This window comes from Chryseobacterium sp. AC417 (assembly GCF_979258215.1).
Genome location: NZ_OZ409845.1, coordinates 675283 through 690928, shown reverse-complemented (window position 1 = coordinate 690928; position 15646 = coordinate 675283). Strand labels below are relative to the sequence as shown.

General features: G+C 35.6%; 14 protein-coding genes. 4 read left to right on the top strand and 10 right to left on the bottom strand.

The features are described from left to right. The first annotated feature begins 19 nt into the window (after positions 1-19). From ACZZ9T_RS03300 to ACZZ9T_RS03285, 4 genes are all read left to right on the top strand, one after another. On the top strand, positions 20-745 hold the full coding sequence (locus ACZZ9T_RS03300; RefSeq protein WP_463440905.1) for a rhomboid family intramembrane serine protease: 726 nt from the start codon (positions 20-22) through the stop codon (positions 743-745). A gap of 9 nt (positions 746-754) precedes the next feature. After that, positions 755-1747, top strand: coding sequence for an endonuclease/exonuclease/phosphatase family protein (locus ACZZ9T_RS03295; protein WP_463440904.1), 993 nt, complete (start codon positions 755-757; stop codon positions 1745-1747). Between the two features lie 202 nt (positions 1748-1949). Beyond that, complete coding sequence (locus tag ACZZ9T_RS03290; protein ID WP_463440903.1) at positions 1950-2291, top strand: hypothetical protein; 342 nt, start codon at positions 1950-1952, stop codon at positions 2289-2291. A gap of 19 nt (positions 2292-2310) precedes the next feature. Further along, entirely contained in the window at positions 2311-2718 is a 408-nt protein-coding gene (locus ACZZ9T_RS03285; RefSeq protein WP_463440902.1) for a hypothetical protein, read from the top strand. A 45-nt stretch (positions 2719-2763) separates the two neighbouring features. Here ACZZ9T_RS03285 and ACZZ9T_RS03280 read toward each other — a convergent pair whose 3' ends face one another. From ACZZ9T_RS03280 to murD, 10 genes are all read right to left on the bottom strand, one after another. Further along, the gene (locus ACZZ9T_RS03280; protein ID WP_463442975.1) at positions 2764-4281 is read right to left on the bottom strand and encodes a GH3 auxin-responsive promoter family protein; all 1518 of its coding nucleotides are present in this window, start codon (positions 4279-4281) and stop codon (positions 2764-2766) included. 104 nt (positions 4282-4385) lie between these two features. After that, a complete protein-coding gene (locus tag ACZZ9T_RS03275; RefSeq protein WP_463429967.1) occupies positions 4386-4796 on the bottom strand; it encodes a BrxA/BrxB family bacilliredoxin in 411 nt (136 codons plus the stop codon). A 478-nt stretch (positions 4797-5274) separates the two neighbouring features. After that, entirely contained in the window at positions 5275-5721 is a 447-nt protein-coding gene (locus ACZZ9T_RS03270; RefSeq protein WP_463429966.1) for a GatB/YqeY domain-containing protein, read from the bottom strand. A 116-nt stretch (positions 5722-5837) separates the two neighbouring features. Beyond that, entirely contained in the window at positions 5838-7751 is a 1914-nt protein-coding gene (gene ftsZ / locus ACZZ9T_RS03265) for a cell division protein FtsZ (RefSeq protein WP_463440901.1), read from the bottom strand. Between the two features lie 87 nt (positions 7752-7838). Further along, positions 7839-9212 (bottom strand): cell division protein FtsA, encoded by a 1374-nt coding sequence (ftsA, locus tag ACZZ9T_RS03260; RefSeq protein WP_463440900.1) that lies wholly within the window; start codon positions 9210-9212, stop codon positions 7839-7841. An 83-nt stretch (positions 9213-9295) separates the two neighbouring features. Beyond that, positions 9296-10219 carry a cell division protein FtsQ/DivIB gene (locus ACZZ9T_RS03255; protein ID WP_463440899.1) on the bottom strand — a complete coding sequence of 308 codons (924 nt, stop codon included), beginning with the start codon at positions 10217-10219 and terminating at the stop codon, positions 9296-9298. A 74-nt stretch (positions 10220-10293) separates the two neighbouring features. Continuing rightward, the gene (gene murC, locus ACZZ9T_RS03250) at positions 10294-11667 is read right to left on the bottom strand and encodes a UDP-N-acetylmuramate--L-alanine ligase (RefSeq protein WP_463440898.1); all 1374 of its coding nucleotides are present in this window, start codon (positions 11665-11667) and stop codon (positions 10294-10296) included. Positions 11668-11793: 126 nt separating this feature from the next. Beyond that, entirely contained in the window at positions 11794-12933 is a 1140-nt protein-coding gene (gene murG, locus ACZZ9T_RS03245; protein ID WP_463440897.1) for an undecaprenyldiphospho-muramoylpentapeptide beta-N-acetylglucosaminyltransferase, read from the bottom strand. Positions 12934-13008: 75 nt separating this feature from the next. Continuing rightward, a complete protein-coding gene (locus ACZZ9T_RS03240; protein ID WP_463429959.1) occupies positions 13009-14247 on the bottom strand; it encodes an FtsW/RodA/SpoVE family cell cycle protein in 1239 nt (412 codons plus the stop codon). Positions 14248-14259: 12 nt separating this feature from the next. Further along, positions 14260-15606 carry a UDP-N-acetylmuramoyl-L-alanine--D-glutamate ligase gene (murD, locus tag ACZZ9T_RS03235; protein ID WP_463440896.1) on the bottom strand — a complete coding sequence of 449 codons (1347 nt, stop codon included), beginning with the start codon at positions 15604-15606 and terminating at the stop codon, positions 14260-14262. Positions 15607-15646 lie beyond the last annotated feature (40 nt).

The window sequence follows — 15646 nt, the reverse complement described above, 5'->3', positions numbered from 1 at the left end:
AAAAATAAATTTTAAGAAGATGTTTAATAATATACCGCCGATTACCAGAAATTTAATAATTATAAATGTTATTGTATTTATAGCTGCATATTTGATTCCTGTATTGAATTTAAATTTAACTGGATTTTATCCGTTTTCACCAAATTTTAAATCTTGGCAAATCATTACCCATATGTTCATGCACGGAAGTATTATACATATAGCCTTTAATATGTTCACATTGTATAGTTTTGGACCAATTTTAGAGCAATCATTAGGTGACCGCAAGTACTTAATATTGTATTTTTTAAGCGGATTAGGTGCATTTTTCTTATTCAATCTTCAAGATTTTATTCAAATTCAAAATTTAATCTCACAACTTAAAGAGATGAATGTTGATGTTTCAGATATATATTTAAAATCAGACTTAAAAACTTTTGGTTATAGTGAGACTGCGTATTCAAATAATCCTTTATCACGTAATTTATATGAAAGTTTCACTGGTGGAATGGTGGGAGCATCGGGAGCAATATTCGGAGTAATTGCCGCATTTGCAACTCTATATCCGGATTCTAAAATCGGGATCATGTTTATTCCGGTTCCTGTGAAGGTAAAGTATCTACTTCCTATCATCGTTATTGGCTCAGTATATCTAGGAATTTTCGGAGGAGGAGGCAATATTGCCCATCTTGCTCACGTTGGTGGTGCAATTGTAGGGTTTATCTTGGCGAAAATCTGGCGAAAACATTTATATAGATTTAATTAAAATACAATTGTGAAAATTTTCCGTCTCGTTTTATTTATCCTCCATTTTGGCATCTTATTTCTACTACTGGGTGTTTTGCTGAATGCCTACATTCCGCCGAAAGTTTTTCCCTGGTTTAATCTGTTGTCTCTAGGATTTCCGGTGCTCATGATCGGATATATTCTGCTCACATTTTTCTGGATTTTCTCATGGAAAAAAAGAGCTTTTGTATTTATGTTTTTAGGTTTATTTTTGTTAAATCCTGTCAAAAGATGGATTAACTATTCTTCTGAAAGTAAAGATGCTGCTGATTTAAAAATTGTAAGTCTGAATGTAAAGGGAGGAAAACTTGGTGTTGAAAATATTCAGGATTTCATCAATCAGCAGAATGCAGACATCGTTTTATTACAGGAGACCCCTGCTGAGAAGTTTGAATTTAACCAATTAAGAAAAGAACATTCTGCGCCAATAGTTTCAACGTACACAAAATATAAAACAATAGATCACAAAGAATTGTTTGCAGGAATGTATAGTGAAGAATTTAATGCGTATTCTGAATTGACAGACATTGAGATCAAAGGAAAAAGATACCGTATCATCAACGCCTATCTACAGCCATTCAAATTTGAAAAAAGCATGGTCAAGCTCAATGGTAACACTAATGAAGACGAGGAAAAAGTGAAAACCATTGTGAAGAAGTTAATTCCAACATTTAAAAAGCATCAGGAGCAGATTCAGATCATTAGAAAAAGCATTGATGAATCGCCCTATCCTGTGATATTAGCAGGAGATCTCAATTCTGTCCCCAATTCTTATGAATATTATCACTTAGGAAAAGGCTTGAAAGACGCTTTTTTTCAAGTTGGAAAAGGCAGCGGCACCAGTTTTCATGATTATAAATTTCCTATCAGGATTGATTTTATTTTTACATCACCTTCCATTAATCCTGTAAGTTATAAAGTTGATAGATCTGTAAAGCTTTCTGACCACTATCCGGTCATTGCAACATTCCATCTAAACTGATATTTATTTTTTATGATCTGAAACATATGCGATGGCAGCATTTTTGTTATTGAAAATCGATGCTGGTTTTTTTATAAATTGGGCGGATTTTTTATATTTAATTTAAAAAAAATTAAAAATTTAAGCAATAAGGCAGACTATACCGTAAAAAATTAACAAATCATTATCCCCGTTATTGCGGAATTTCTATTAAATTAGTTCCATGAAAAAAATATTGGCTGTCGGATGTATTGTTTCCGTCTTTTTAATTGCCTGTTCAAAGCGAGAACCTGTAAACACAGATGATACTCAGGCTTTACAACCTCATTATGATACTACGGCAATTGATTCTTTTTCAGCGGGTGCAACTACGGTAGATATTGTAAGGCAGATTAGAATGTCTTCCAAACAATATCAGGATTCTGTAAAAGAAGCCATTAAACTTGAACAGGAAGAAAAACGAATAACTGAAGAACTCGAAAAAGAGAACAAGAAAAAAGTGGAAGAAGAAAAGAAGTTAAAAACGAAAGAAAATGAAAACACTTCCATCCCAAAAACAGATTAAAAAATAATTATAATACACAATGAAAAAACAAATCTTAGCAGCTCTCGCTGTTTCAGCGCTTATTGTAAGCTGCACACAATCAACCTCAAAAACTGAAAAAGTAGAAAATCCGGACGGATCTGTAACTACGACTACGGTTACGGAAAGTCACACGGGCTTGGTTGATACTACCAAAGTAGATCAAGCGAAGTCTAATATCAAAAATACTGTTGATAAAACAGGAGACAAAATTGATCAGACGGCGCAAAAAGCAAAAGAAGACATGAATGCAGTAGGAAAAGATATTAAAAGTGGAGCCAACAAAATTGGTAAAGACATCAAATCCGGAACTCAGGAAGTAGGAAAAGATATAAAAGATGCTGCTGCAACCGGAGCTCAAAAAGTAGAGGAGGGTGCAAAAAAACTAAAAGAAGACCTTAAAAGATAAAATATTCTTTGTAAGATTAAAACCGCAGAAATTTCTGCGGTTTTTTTATGACTGATTCATTTTCAATAAGGGATCTATATATTCTCTGTCGTTGCTCAGACGCGGCACTTTGTTTTGCCCGCCGAGCTTTCCTTTAGACTCAAGCCAGCGGTAGAATAAGTTGGGTCTTGCTATATGGATGACAGGTTTTTTCAAAGTGATATTGTTATACCTTTTGGCCTCATAATCAGAATTAATTGCTTTCAGATGCTGATCAAAAATCTCAGTAAACTCATCTAAATTATCAGGTTTTTCGCTGAATTCAAAAATCCATTCGTGAGCACCGCTTTCGTTTTCTTTCATAAAAATGGGTGCGCCCGTGAAATCTCTAACCGCCGCTTTTGTTGCTTCACAGGCTTTCGTCAAAGCAGATTCTACATTGGTAATCATCAATTCTTCACCAAAAGCATTAATGTAATGTTTGGTTCTTCCGGTAATTTTTATTCTGAAAGGATTGGTTGATGTGAAAATAACGGTGTCACCAATTAAATATCTCCACAATCCACCGTTGGTGGTGATGACCATTGCGTAGTTTTTCCCGATTTCTACATCTTCCAGACTAATGACTTTCGGATTCGGACAATGAAACTGATCGATCGGAATAAATTCGTAGAAAATACCGTAGTCGAGCATTAGAAGCATTTCATCACTGTTGGGTCTGTCCTGAATTCCAAAGAATCCTTCAGAAGCGTTGTAAATTTCGTAGTAATTGATATTTTTTCCGATGATTTGTTTAAACTGATCTTTGTAAGGTTTAAAGCTGATTCCACCATGGAAAAATACTTCCAGATTCGGCCACAATTCTGAAATGTTTTTGACGTCTGTTTCTTTCAAAACTCTTTGTAACAGAACCATCATCCAGCTTGGAACACCCAAAATACTTCCTACATCTTCATTTTTAACTTCAGAAGTAATGGCTTTTAACTTACTTTCCCATTCTCCCATTAAAGAAACTTTCTTGCTTGGTGTGGTTGTAATTTCTACCCAAAAAGGAAGATTATCAATCAGAATTGCTGAAAGATCTCCAAATTTGGTGTTGAAATCTGCATACAATTCCGAACTTCCGCCGAGACGTAAATTTTTATTGGTAAAAAGCTGATTTTCAGGGTGATTATTAGCATAGATAGAGACCATATCCTTGCCAGCTTTCATGTGACAGTATTCTAAACTCTCTGCAGAAATGGGAATGAATTTACTTTTGGCATTTGTCGTTCCGGAAGATTTCGCAAAATGCTTGATGTAGCCAGGCCAGCTTACATCTTTATGGCCTTGTCTGGCTTTTTCGATATATGGTTCGAAGTCTTCGTAAGTGACAACAGGAACTTTATTTTTAAAATCCTGATAGCTTGATATGGTGTTAAAGCCATATCGCTTACCATACTCGGTATCTTCTGCATGAAACAGCTGTGAAAAAAGAATTCCGTTCTGCGTTTCTATGGGATGATCCATAAAATTCTGTATCTGATCTATCCTTTGCCTGATAAACCAATTGACTACCGTATTGAAAAGTGCTTTCGTTGCCATTTCAACAAATATAATCATATTTGAATTTCCTGCGAATGATTTAAATAAAAAAACCGTCACAAAATTTGTAACGGTTTCTATATAAAGCTTTTAATTACTTGCTATTAGCAATATTCGTCATAAGCAGCCTGAAGATTTGCTGCGATTGCTCCTGCAGGATTTCCTTCGATATGGTGTCTTTCCAGCATATGAACCAATTCTCCGTCTTTGAAAAGTGCCACACATGGTGAGCTTGGAGGGAATGGAGCTAAATGCTTTCTAGCTGCATCAACTGCATCTTTATCAAAACCTGCAAAAACAGTGGTCAAATGATCTGGTTTTTTTTCTCCGGTTAAAGAGTAAACTACGCCCGGTCTTGCTGCTCCTGCCGCACATCCGCAAACAGAGTTGATTACTAAAAGAGTAGTTCCGGATTGCTTCAAAGCATCTTCTACTTGTGCAGGAGTTGCTAAATCCTGAAAACCTTTATTTGTAAGTTCAGCCTTCATCGGCAATACTAAATCTGATGGATACATTTTTATAAATTTTAATTGACAACAAATTTACAATATTCTCTAAGACTTGTCAATTTATAAAAACTATTGATTAATTCGCAAAACAAAATGAATATTAATGATTTTATATATAAATTCTAGCTGAATTAAATTATTGTTGAGAATTTTCAGTTAAAGTATTGTTAATTTTTATTAATTTTGAAATGATTATAAAAACTAATACCCGTGAGAAAATTTTTTTTCATAAGATTTTATCATACATCAGTTGATACTGATATATAGAATGTAGTGTGGTTCCCAACTTTTCTGGATTACTTAACAGTGGTTTTTTAGAATATCCATAAGTAATTTTGAAAAGTCAGCCCATCAAAAAAGCCCGAAACATCATGTTCCGGGCTTTGTTAATCAAATCGATATGCAAAGGTTGAATATCCTAAAATATAATCGATGATTTAATTGATGAATGATCTCAACATCAATTATCATGGATATATTATGTTTACGAAAGAAGCTTTTTAGCCATCTCGGAAATACTTTTTCCGTCAGATTTTCCGGCTAGGTTTTTTGAAGCTATTCCCATTACTTTCCCTAAATCTTTCATAGATTCAGCGCCTGTTTCAGAAATAATCTGCTTAATTTCTGTTTCTAATTCTTCAGAAGATAATTGGGCAGGCAAAAACTTCTCAATTACTTTCATCTGAGCGTCCTCTACTTCTGCCAAATCGTTTCTTCCCTGAGCAGCAAACTGCTCATAAGAATCTTTTCTCTGCTTGATCATTCTTTGCAGAATTGCAATTTCCTGTTCTGCAGAAACTTCAGCTCCTAAAGCTTCGGTTTTCAGCAATAATATCTGAGATTTTACAGCGCGCAGAGAGTCTAAAGCAACTCTGTCTTTTGCTCTCATTGCTGTTTTTATTGCTTCGCTTATGGTATTTTCTAAACTCATTTTTATTTAATTTAACAATGTATCAATGTAACAGTTTACCAATGAAATGCTTCGACAAGCTCAGCATGACAGTTCGAAATTGTTACATTGGTACATTTCTACATTGTTATATTATTTTAGTCTACATCTTTATTTAAGAATCTGTTTTCTCTGATCTGCATGTTTCCGTTGTTGTCAGACAAATAAGTGTTGATATTTTGGTCTGAAGCATTGGAGCCGTCAATTGAAATATTTTTTCTTTTGAAAGCAGGTACAGATTCAAATTCGTTCACATGATCAAAATTTTGATAACGGGAATTAAATTCTTTCAGTTTGTTTCTTCTTTCTGACACTCTTTCCTGATCTGCAGGTTTATTCACAAAAGTAAATTCAGATTCTGTGTGTCTTGTAGTTTCTATTTCTACTCTTTTTTCTACAACAGGTCTTTCTTCAGCTTTCGGTTGTTCTGAAGCATGATAAAATGTTTCAATTTTTTGCGTTATTTCTTCTGTTTTTTTCTCAATCACATTAGAAATTTCAACTTCATTTTTGGGCTGTTCAAAATCATATTTTTCAGCAATCGGTTCGTTCACTGTAAAATTAAACTCAACCGCTTTTTCATCTGAATAATTATTGCTGAATGAATTTTCAACTGACTCATTTTTCTTATTTTCAAAATCAAAAGAGAAAGACTGAATCTCCAAATCGTTTGGATCATTGTCATCATCAAAAGAAAATAAATTTATATTGTCTTCATTGCTTGCCTCATCATTTCTCCAGCTCTGAATTGTGCTTTCTGACGTATCTTCCTGTCTATCAGAGAATTTTATTTCAGTTTTTACATCTTCATCCTCGATAATCATTTTTTTTTCAATAGACGACATCTTGAATTGCGGTGTCGGCTGGTCTTCATCATCTAATCTGAAAAGATTTTTTCCTCCAAATTCGTATCCCTGTTCAGAAGAAACTTCTCTTTCATCTCTTGTTTTGAACGGAGAAGCTTTTGGAGTTTCCAGTGCATCATTTAAACCAATTCTGATTTTCTCAGTAGGTCCTGAAAATTTTTGATTATCATTAGAAAAACCAGTGGCAATCACCAATACACTTACTGCATCACCTAATTCTTCATCGGCTCCTACACCAAAAATAATGTCGGCTGTGTGACCGGCTTCTTTCTGAATGTAATCCATAATGATCCCGATTTCGTCCATCGTAGCTTCTTCCACACCGCTTCTGATCAACAATAACACGTTTCTTGCACCTGTAATTTTGTTGTCATTCAATAATGGGGAGTCTAATGCTTTTCTTACAGCTTCTTCAGCTTTGTTTTCACCTGAAGCTGTACCTGTAGACATTAATGCCGTACCGGAATTCTGAAGCACCGATTTAGCATCTCTAAAGTCGATGTTTACATCAAAGTAGCCGGTAATAACTTCTGCCATTCCTTTTGCGGCATTGGTTAAAACTTCATCGGCTTTAGAAAATCCTTGTTTGAAGCCAAGGTTTCCAAATTGCTGTCTTAATTTATCATTGTTGATCACAATGAGTGAATCAACATTATTTCTTAGTTTTTCAAGACCTAATTCTGCCTGATCTAGTCTTCTTTTTCCTTCAAAGCTGAACGGAACAGTCACAATACCTACCGTAAGAATCCCCATATCTTTGGCAACTTTAGCAATAACAGGTGCAGCACCAGTTCCGGTACCACCACCCATTCCTGCGGTAATGAAAACCATTTTGGTGTTTTGTCCCATTGCTGCTTTGATCTCCTCGATACTTTCAATCGCCGCTTTTTCGCCTACTTCAGGATCTGCACCTGCTCCAAGACCTTCAGTAATGGTAACTCCCAACTGAACTTTGTTGGAAACAGGATTGTTATCTAAAGTCTGAGCATCTGTATTACAAATCACGAAATCTACCCCGTGTATTCCTTTTTCGTACATGTGCTTCAGTGCGTTGTTTCCGCCACCACCTACACCGATTACTTTAATAATCGAAGAATTTCCTTTTGGCAGATCAAATGAAAATCCTTGTGTGCCTATATTTTCCATAGTTATATTTTTATATGTTTGATAATCGATTATGATAGTTGATGAGAAAAATCATTCATCGCTTATCATTCATCACTTCTATTTTTTTTATTCGACTTCTTCAAAGAATTTTTTCACTTTTTCCATCAGAGACTGTCCGAAAGTTGGCTTCTGAGGTCTTGATATCTGTACAGGTGTTCTGAATTCTTCTTCTTGTTGTTGCGTTATTTGAGTTTGAGTCTCAACGTGAGCCTGCTGTTCAGTTTGATCAGCTTTACTTTCAATAACCTCTTCCTCTTCTACAGCAACTGTTTTTTTATCTCTGATTTTCAAACTTTCCATCAGCAACCCGATAGACGTTGCAAATTCCGGTCCTTTAAGATACTGGTTTTTATCGTTGGCAATATATTCATTTGCGAAACCAATTCTACTATCAAAGCCTGTTGTATAATTTGCTAGCTGACGAAGATGCTTCAGATTGGAACCTCCACCTGTCAGAACAATTCCTGCAATCAGCTTTTTCTTTTGTTCAAATGCTCCGTAAGCCTTTAATTCGGTATTGACCATTTCTAAAATTTCCTCTACTCTTGCATTGATAATCTGTGCTAAAGTTTTCAGTGAAATTTCTTTGTCTGGTCTTCCGTGAAGTCCTGGAATCGTTACAAATGTGCTGTCTTTCTCCAGCTCCGGAACTGCAGAACCAAACTTAACCTTTAATTGCTCAGCGTGCTTTTCTATAATTGAACATCCTTCTTTGATGTCTTCCGTGATAATTCCGCCTCCGTAAGGAATGACGCAGGTATGACGGATGATGTTATCTTTGAAAATAGCAATATCTGTAGTACCACCACCGATGTCTACAATGGCTACTCCTGCTTCTTTTTCTTCTTTGGTAAGAACAGCTTCGGAAGATGCTAAAGGTTCTAATGTAAGCGCCTCCATCTCTAAACCTGCTTCTCTTACACATCTTGCGATGTTTCTGATGCTACCCATTTGTCCAACAACAACATGGAAATTGGCTTCAAGACGTTTTCCGTGCATCCCGACAGGCTCCTGAATTTCGCCTTCAGAATCAACCTTATATTCCTGCGGTAAAACATGGATAATCTCTTCACCAGGAAGCATGACCAGTTTTTTCACCTGATCTTTCAGTGCTTCGATGTCATCATCTGTGATGAATCTGTCCGGATTCTCACGCATAATATAATCTGAATGCTGCAGAGAACGAATATGTTTTCCTGCAATACCCACAGTGACCTTATGAATAGGAACTCCCGCACTGGTTTGTGCTTCTGCCACAGCTGCTTTGATAGAGTTGATGGTTTGTGAAATATTATTCACAATCCCTTTATGAACTCCAAGACTTTTGGCCTTACCAACACCGAGAACTTCTATTTTCCCGTGGGCATTCCTCCTTCCGACAATGGCGACAATTTTGGTTGTCCCGATGTCAAGACCTACTGAATACTCTTGATTTTCCATTGTATATTGATTTGATTTATTTCTTTTTACTTAAAAGGATTTTTCCTGTTCTTTATTAAATTGTCCGTTATGAACTTTCTGTTTTATTCTATTTTAACCTTCGCTTTAGTTTTAGGCTTTGCTGCCGGTTTCTTTTCGGGAGTTTTCTTTTTCTCCTTTGGTTTGACAACTGCTTTTGGCTTTGTCTTTTCTTTAGGTTTTAAAGCAGCAGAACTCGCTTTTTTAACCGGGGTTTTAGCTAAATCTTGATGCCCCGCTTTTAAAATACTGTCATTTTCTTTAAAATAAGGATTCAGTGTTGTGACAATCTGATTCTGATATTTCACCGAAACCATACTGTACTTTTGGGGATCCTGGAACACCAGGTATTTCTCAACAAAAGTTTTGAAACCTTTTACTTTTAATTCAATATTATCTAAATCTCCAATCTCTACTTTGTAATTCCCTTCGCTTGTGAGGAGATTGTAGTTGTCTTTATATTTTGAAATTCCGATGAAATACTTTTTGCTGAAATTATCTTTGTCAATTTTGTCAACCAATTCTGCCAGCTTTTCATATTCATCTTTTTTCACATTTCCGGTTACCAACATACAGGGATGAGAATAGGGTCTGGAAATCGGAAATTCTGTTCCCTTTTCGTCTACATAAAAATCATTGCCGTTATAATTCAACCTGAAAACCGGAACTCTTTGTTTGATATCCAAATTGAGTTTTCCATTAAGATTTAAATAAACATTGGCACTGTCAACCGCCGGAAGGGCATTAATTTTCTTTTCCAATTCAGGAATATTTAAATCCCCAACTTTTCCTGACGGATTCTCTTTTTTGACGATTTCTTTAATATCCTTTTCATCAATAAAATACACCGGAGTTTTTTCATTCATTTTCACAGAAATTTTACTATCCGTAATCTTCTGGCTACTGAATTTCTTCAAAGAGAAACTCAACAGGAAACCAAGTAGGATTACTGTGACGGCAATTTTTAAAATTCTGTATTTGTTTTTCATTTTTTTTATTCATGTATCAATGTAAAAGTATTCATGGGCACTGCATCATTAATACGTTTATACATTACTACTTTTTACATCTTATTTAACCACTCGCAAATCGGGTCGTACAGCGTATCAATATTTCCTGCACCCACTGTGAGCAAAATGTCAAAATCTTTTTCTTTTATTTTATTAAAAGCTTCAGACAAACCTGAAATTTCTTTTTTATCTAAAGTCACTTTTTCCAATAACCAATTTGAAGTAATGCCATCAAAGTTTTCCTGAAGTTCTCTCGCCGGATAAATATCAAGCAAAATCAGTTCTTCAGAATTGCTTAAACTTTCAGCAAATCCATCTGCAAAATCTCTCGTTCGGCTGAAAAGATGTGGCTGGAAAACAACCAGCAGTTTTTTATCAGGATAAAACGTTTTGATGGAACCAACAACCGCATTAATCTCAGTCGGATGGTGCGCATAATCATCAATATAAATTTTACCAGTCGGATAAATATGTTTCGTATATCTTCTTTTAATTCCTTTAAAATTGGCAATTGCTTTCTTTAAAGTTTCAAAATCAACTCCTAAATTGTGTAGAATTGCAATCGCAACGGTTGCATTTTCAACATTGTGAATTCCGGGAACGTCCCAGACAAACTCTTCGACGAACTCAGAGTGAGAATCATTTGCTGGTACATGAAAATCAAAATAAATTTTATCATAATCCATCCGAAGATTGTCTGAATAATAATCAGCTTCTTCGTTTACAGCATACGTTTTATGCGCTCTTCCTATTTCAATTCCTTTTCTCACAAAAAGTTGTTTGTCTTCAGGAACTAATGCCGCAAACTGTCTGAAACCTTCTTCAATCGTATTTTTATCTCCATAGATATCCAAATGATCTGCATCTGTAGAAGTGATCACCGCCCAATCCGGAGAAAGACTCAGGAAACTTCTGTCATATTCGTCGGCTTCCACTACAGAATACTGATTTCCGTTGTACAGAAAATTTGATTTAAAATTCTCAGAAATCCCTCCTAAAAAACAGGAAAATGGCAAATCTGCTTCTTTGCACAAATGTGAAACCAGAGTAGAGGTAGTTGTTTTTCCATGAGTTCCTGCTACTGCGATGCAGTCTGTGTTTTCGGTAATTAAACCTAAAACTTTGGCACGTTTTAAAACTTGAAACTGATTTTCATTAAAATAATCTAAAATCCCAAGCTTTTTAATCGCCGGAGTGTAGATAACCAATGTATTTTCTTTTTGAAGTAATGTGATTTTTTCGTCAAGAATATCTTCGAAAACAATATCTATTCCTTCGCTCATCAACTGCTGAGTCAGTTTTGTATTGGTTTTGTCGTACCCCAAAACTTTCTTGCCGGAAGCATGGAAATAGCGCGCCAAAGCACTCATTCCGATACCTCCGATGCCGACGAAGTAAAAATTTTGATATGTTTTTAAATTGTTCATTTTATTTATCCTATTTGCTTTCTAAGCAAGCTTAATTAGTCCGTTACACACAATGGTTTCTATTTTTTAATAGCCCTTCGACAAGACATCTCTAATACCAACTGCTTTTATTTTGCGGTGTCAGACTTAGCTTGTCGAAGCTTTCATTATTTTAAAAATCTCATCCACAATCTCTTTTGCTGCATTGGGTTTGGCAAAATATTTCAGATTGTCAGACATTTCTTTTCTTACATTTTCGTTTTCGCAGATTTCTGATAATGTACTCCAGAATTTCTCTGGCATTTCAGAATCTTTTACCATTTTGGCTGCGTTTTTTTCAACCAGATTCATTGCATTTTTGGTCTGATGATCTTCTGCTGCAAACGGAAATGGTACCAATAAAACAGGTTTCTGAGCAACAGCCAACTCTGAAATAGCAATTGCACCTGCTCTAGAAACGATGACATCGGCTGCTGAATAGGCAGTTTCCATGTCTTTGATGAATTCCTTTATTTGTAGTTGATTGTTAGTCGGTTGTTGGCTGTTTGAATTTCCATCAACTGATAATTGATAACGATCAACAATTTCTTTATAATCCAGTTTTCCCGTTTGCCAGATTAACTGGTAACCTTTTTCTTTCAGGTTTTCTACATTATCTTTCCAGCCGTTGTTTAATGTTCGTGAGCCTAAAGAGCCTCCGACTGACAGAATCGTAAGTTTATCTTCTAAACCCATTTTCTCCTTTGCCTGAGAAGTTTCCTGCATTCCTGAAATGATATTCTCACGAATAGGATTTCCTAAAAACTTTATTTTTTCAGCCGGAAAACCTTCCACTTGAGGATAGGCTGTAAAAACTGCTTTTGCTTTTTTACTTAAAATTTTATTGGTCACTCCTGCATGGGCATTCTGTTCCTGAATAAAAATCGGAATTCCCATTTTGGTCGCTTCGTACAAAGCGGGTCCGCTTGCGAAACCGCCTGTCCCGACTGCAAAATCCGGAGCAAAACTTTTAATTATTCTTTTAGATTTAGATAGACTTTTCAAAATTTTGAAAGGCAGACCTAAATTGGAAAGTATATTTCCTCTATTGATTCCAGCGATGTCTATTCCTTCTATTTTATAACCTGCCTGCGGAACTTTTTCCATTTCCATTTTTCCGTTGGCGCCAATGAACAAAAATTCTGCATCAGGAAATCTTTTCTTGATTTCGTCTGCGATAGCAATTGCCGGGAAGATGTGTCCTCCTGTTCCGCCGCCTGATAACAATATTTTTAATTTTTTGTTCATACTTTTTATTATTGATAAATGATGATTGATAAGCGATATGAAAATCAATTATAAATTATCATTCATCATTTATATTTAAGCGATATCGTTTATCTCTTCTATATTTTGTTTTTTACCCATTCCTTCTTCATCGTAGATCTGAATTCTTGAGCTTATATTTAAAATAATTCCTAATTGTAAATACGTAACCAACATGGATGTTCCACCATAACTAATCAATGGCAAAGGCTGTCCTGTAACCGGAATCAGGTTGACTGCCACAGCAATATTTACTGCCAATTGTATAAAAATCATTACTCCGAGACTGAGCACAAGCAACGATCCAAAAAAGGCGGGCATTTTACTCGCGATCATGACGATCCTGATGATCATAATCAGATACATACTGATGAGAAATATGGCACCAATTACTCCATATTCTTCAACAATTACTGCAAAAATGAAATCGGATGCAGATTGCGGAAGCATTTGTTTCAGAGCGCTTTTTCCCGGTCCCATTCCTGTAATTCCGCCGTGAACGATGGCAGCTTTTGCCTGCATTACCTGATAATTCTTTGCTTTGACGCTTTCATCATCCACATCGGCAGTTTTTGCCTTGCTTGAAGTAAATGTTTCGATTCGGCTCATCCACGTATGTACACGGTTTCCGCCGATCATATTGGTATTCAGAGCAATGATTAAAAACAGAATAATAGCAATGACTGATGTTGAAATAAATCCTGCAATGTACTTCCAGTGAAGCTGTCCGATCACTAAAACGATTACAGACACCATCAAAATCATCAATGCTGTAGAGCCATTATCTTTTGCAACCAATACAAAAACAAGTAAAATGGGTCCGAAAATGTACATCACATTTTCAATGGGAAGTCTTTCTCGTGTAATTTTTTTGGTTAAATATCTGCACAGGTAAATAACTAACATTAAAAAAGCAAAAGATGAGGGCTGAAATGAAATGGGTGTTCCGGGAATTTTTAACCATCGGGAAGCACTTGCACCATCAATGGTCTGTCCGGTAAACATCGTAACGATCAATAGGATAATCATAATTCCCAGCATAATGCTGCTGAGTTTTCCGAGGTACTCATATTTTACGGTTCCTGCCAGTCGCATTACTCCTAATCCTAAGACAACAAAAAACATATGTTTGATAACGTGCCCTGTCGTAGTTCCGTTATTGACGATGTATTCTAAATTCGAACTTGCAGAATACACCGGGAAAATAGAGAAAATGGAGATCACAATAATGACCATCCAAAGCACTTTATCGCCCTTTAGAAATTCAAATTTGCTTTCTGTGTATTGTTCGTTCATATTTCTATGCTATTAGTTGTTACTATTAGCTGTTGTTTTTAAAACTTGTTCTTTGAACTGATTGCCGCGGTCTTCATAATTCTTGAATAAATCGAAGCTTGCGCAACACGGTGACAGCAAAACCGTATCGCCGTTTTTGGCTAATGATTTTGAGATTTCCACCGCTTCTTCCATGCTGGAAGTATCATAAATAAACTCTTTCTTATCTTTAAAGAAATCGATGATTTTTTGATTATCAATTCCTAAGCAGATAATTGCTTTTACTTTCTTTTTAACTAAATCCTCAATTTCTGAGTAGTCATTTCCTTTATCCTGCCCCCCGACAATCCAAACGGTGGGAGTTTTCATACTTTCTAAGGCATAATAGGTTGCGTTGACATTGGTTGCCTTGCTGTCGTTGATAAATTTTACACCATCTGTTTCAGTTACCAATTCAAGCCTGTGTTCAACTGCCTGAAACGTCATCAATGAATTTCTGATACTTTCATTGCTGATTTCCAATATTTTACCTGCTATGGAAGCCGCTAAGCTGTTGGCAACGTTATGATTTCCCATTAAAGACAGTTCTTCAATTTTCATGGAAAATTTATCTTTCAGCTTTACTATTAATTCCTCGCTATCAATAAAACCTCCTTCATTGAGTTTTTCCTTGGTTGAAAAAGGTATCATTTTCGCTTTGATCTCAAATTTTTCAAGAATATTTTTGCTCATTTCATCATCTTTATTGTAGATGAAAAAATTGTCATTTTCCTGATTTTCAGCGATTCTGAATTTTGCTAAAGCATATTCTTCATAGTTATAATTGTATTGATCCAAATGATCTTTAGACAGATTCAGCAACATTGAAATATAGGGTCTGAAATTCTGAATATCATCCAGCTGGAAAGAACTAACCTCCAAAACATAATACTCATGATTCTCATCTGCAACCTGTTTTGCAAAACTGTAACCAATATTTCCACCCAAACCAACATTCATTCCGTCGCTTTTCAGAATGTAGTAGATCAAAGACGTAGTCGTTGTTTTCCCGTTGCTTCCGGTGATGGCAATAATCTTCGCATTGGTAAATTCTGAGGCAAATTCTATTTCCGAAGAAATTCTGATTCCCTTCATATGAATTTTATGAATCATCTCTGCCTTTTTCGGAATTCCGGGGCTTTTTACGATCCAGTCTGCGCTTAAGATTCTTTCTTCATCGTGGTTCCCTTCTTCAAATTCAATTTCATTTTCTGTCAGAAATTGCTTGTAGTTATCCTTAATGGCTCCTTTGTCTGAAAGAAATACTTCCAAACCTTTCTTTTTAGCCAAATAAGCGGCACCACAACCACTTTCTCCACCTCCTAAGACAACTATTTTCATATAATTTACTTTGTGCACAAGGATTTAAGCTTTACACTTA

Excerpts from the sequence above, each read along its gene's own strand:
- ACZZ9T_RS03300 (WP_463440905.1), top strand. The coding sequence starts at position 20 with ATGTTTAATAATATACCGCCGATTACCAGAAATTTAATAATTATAAAT.
- ACZZ9T_RS03290 (WP_463440903.1), top strand. The coding sequence starts at position 1,950 with ATGAAAAAAATATTGGCTGTCGGATGTATTGTTTCCGTCTTTTTAATT.
- ACZZ9T_RS03285 (WP_463440902.1), top strand. The coding sequence starts at position 2,311 with ATGAAAAAACAAATCTTAGCAGCTCTCGCTGTTTCAGCGCTTATTGTA.
- ACZZ9T_RS03280 (WP_463442975.1), bottom strand. The coding sequence starts at position 4,281 with ATGGCAACGAAAGCACTTTTCAATACGGTAGTCAATTGGTTTATCAGG.
- ACZZ9T_RS03275 (WP_463429967.1), bottom strand. The coding sequence starts at position 4,796 with ATGTATCCATCAGATTTAGTATTGCCGATGAAGGCTGAACTTACAAAT.
- ACZZ9T_RS03270 (WP_463429966.1), bottom strand. The coding sequence starts at position 5,721 with ATGAGTTTAGAAAATACCATAAGCGAAGCAATAAAAACAGCAATGAGA.
- ftsZ (WP_463440901.1), bottom strand. The coding sequence starts at position 7,751 with ATGGAAAATATAGGCACACAAGGATTTTCATTTGATCTGCCAAAAGGA.
- ftsA (WP_463440900.1), bottom strand. The coding sequence starts at position 9,212 with ATGGAAAATCAAGAGTATTCAGTAGGTCTTGACATCGGGACAACCAAA.
- ACZZ9T_RS03255 (WP_463440899.1), bottom strand. The coding sequence starts at position 10,219 with ATGAAAAACAAATACAGAATTTTAAAAATTGCCGTCACAGTAATCCTA.
- murC (WP_463440898.1), bottom strand. The coding sequence starts at position 11,667 with ATGAACAATTTAAAAACATATCAAAATTTTTACTTCGTCGGCATCGGA.
- murG (WP_463440897.1), bottom strand. The coding sequence starts at position 12,933 with ATGAACAAAAAATTAAAAATATTGTTATCAGGCGGCGGAACAGGAGGA.
- ACZZ9T_RS03240 (WP_463429959.1), bottom strand. The coding sequence starts at position 14,247 with ATGAACGAACAATACACAGAAAGCAAATTTGAATTTCTAAAGGGCGAT.
- murD (WP_463440896.1), bottom strand. The coding sequence starts at position 15,606 with ATGAAAATAGTTGTCTTAGGAGGTGGAGAAAGTGGTTGTGGTGCCGCT.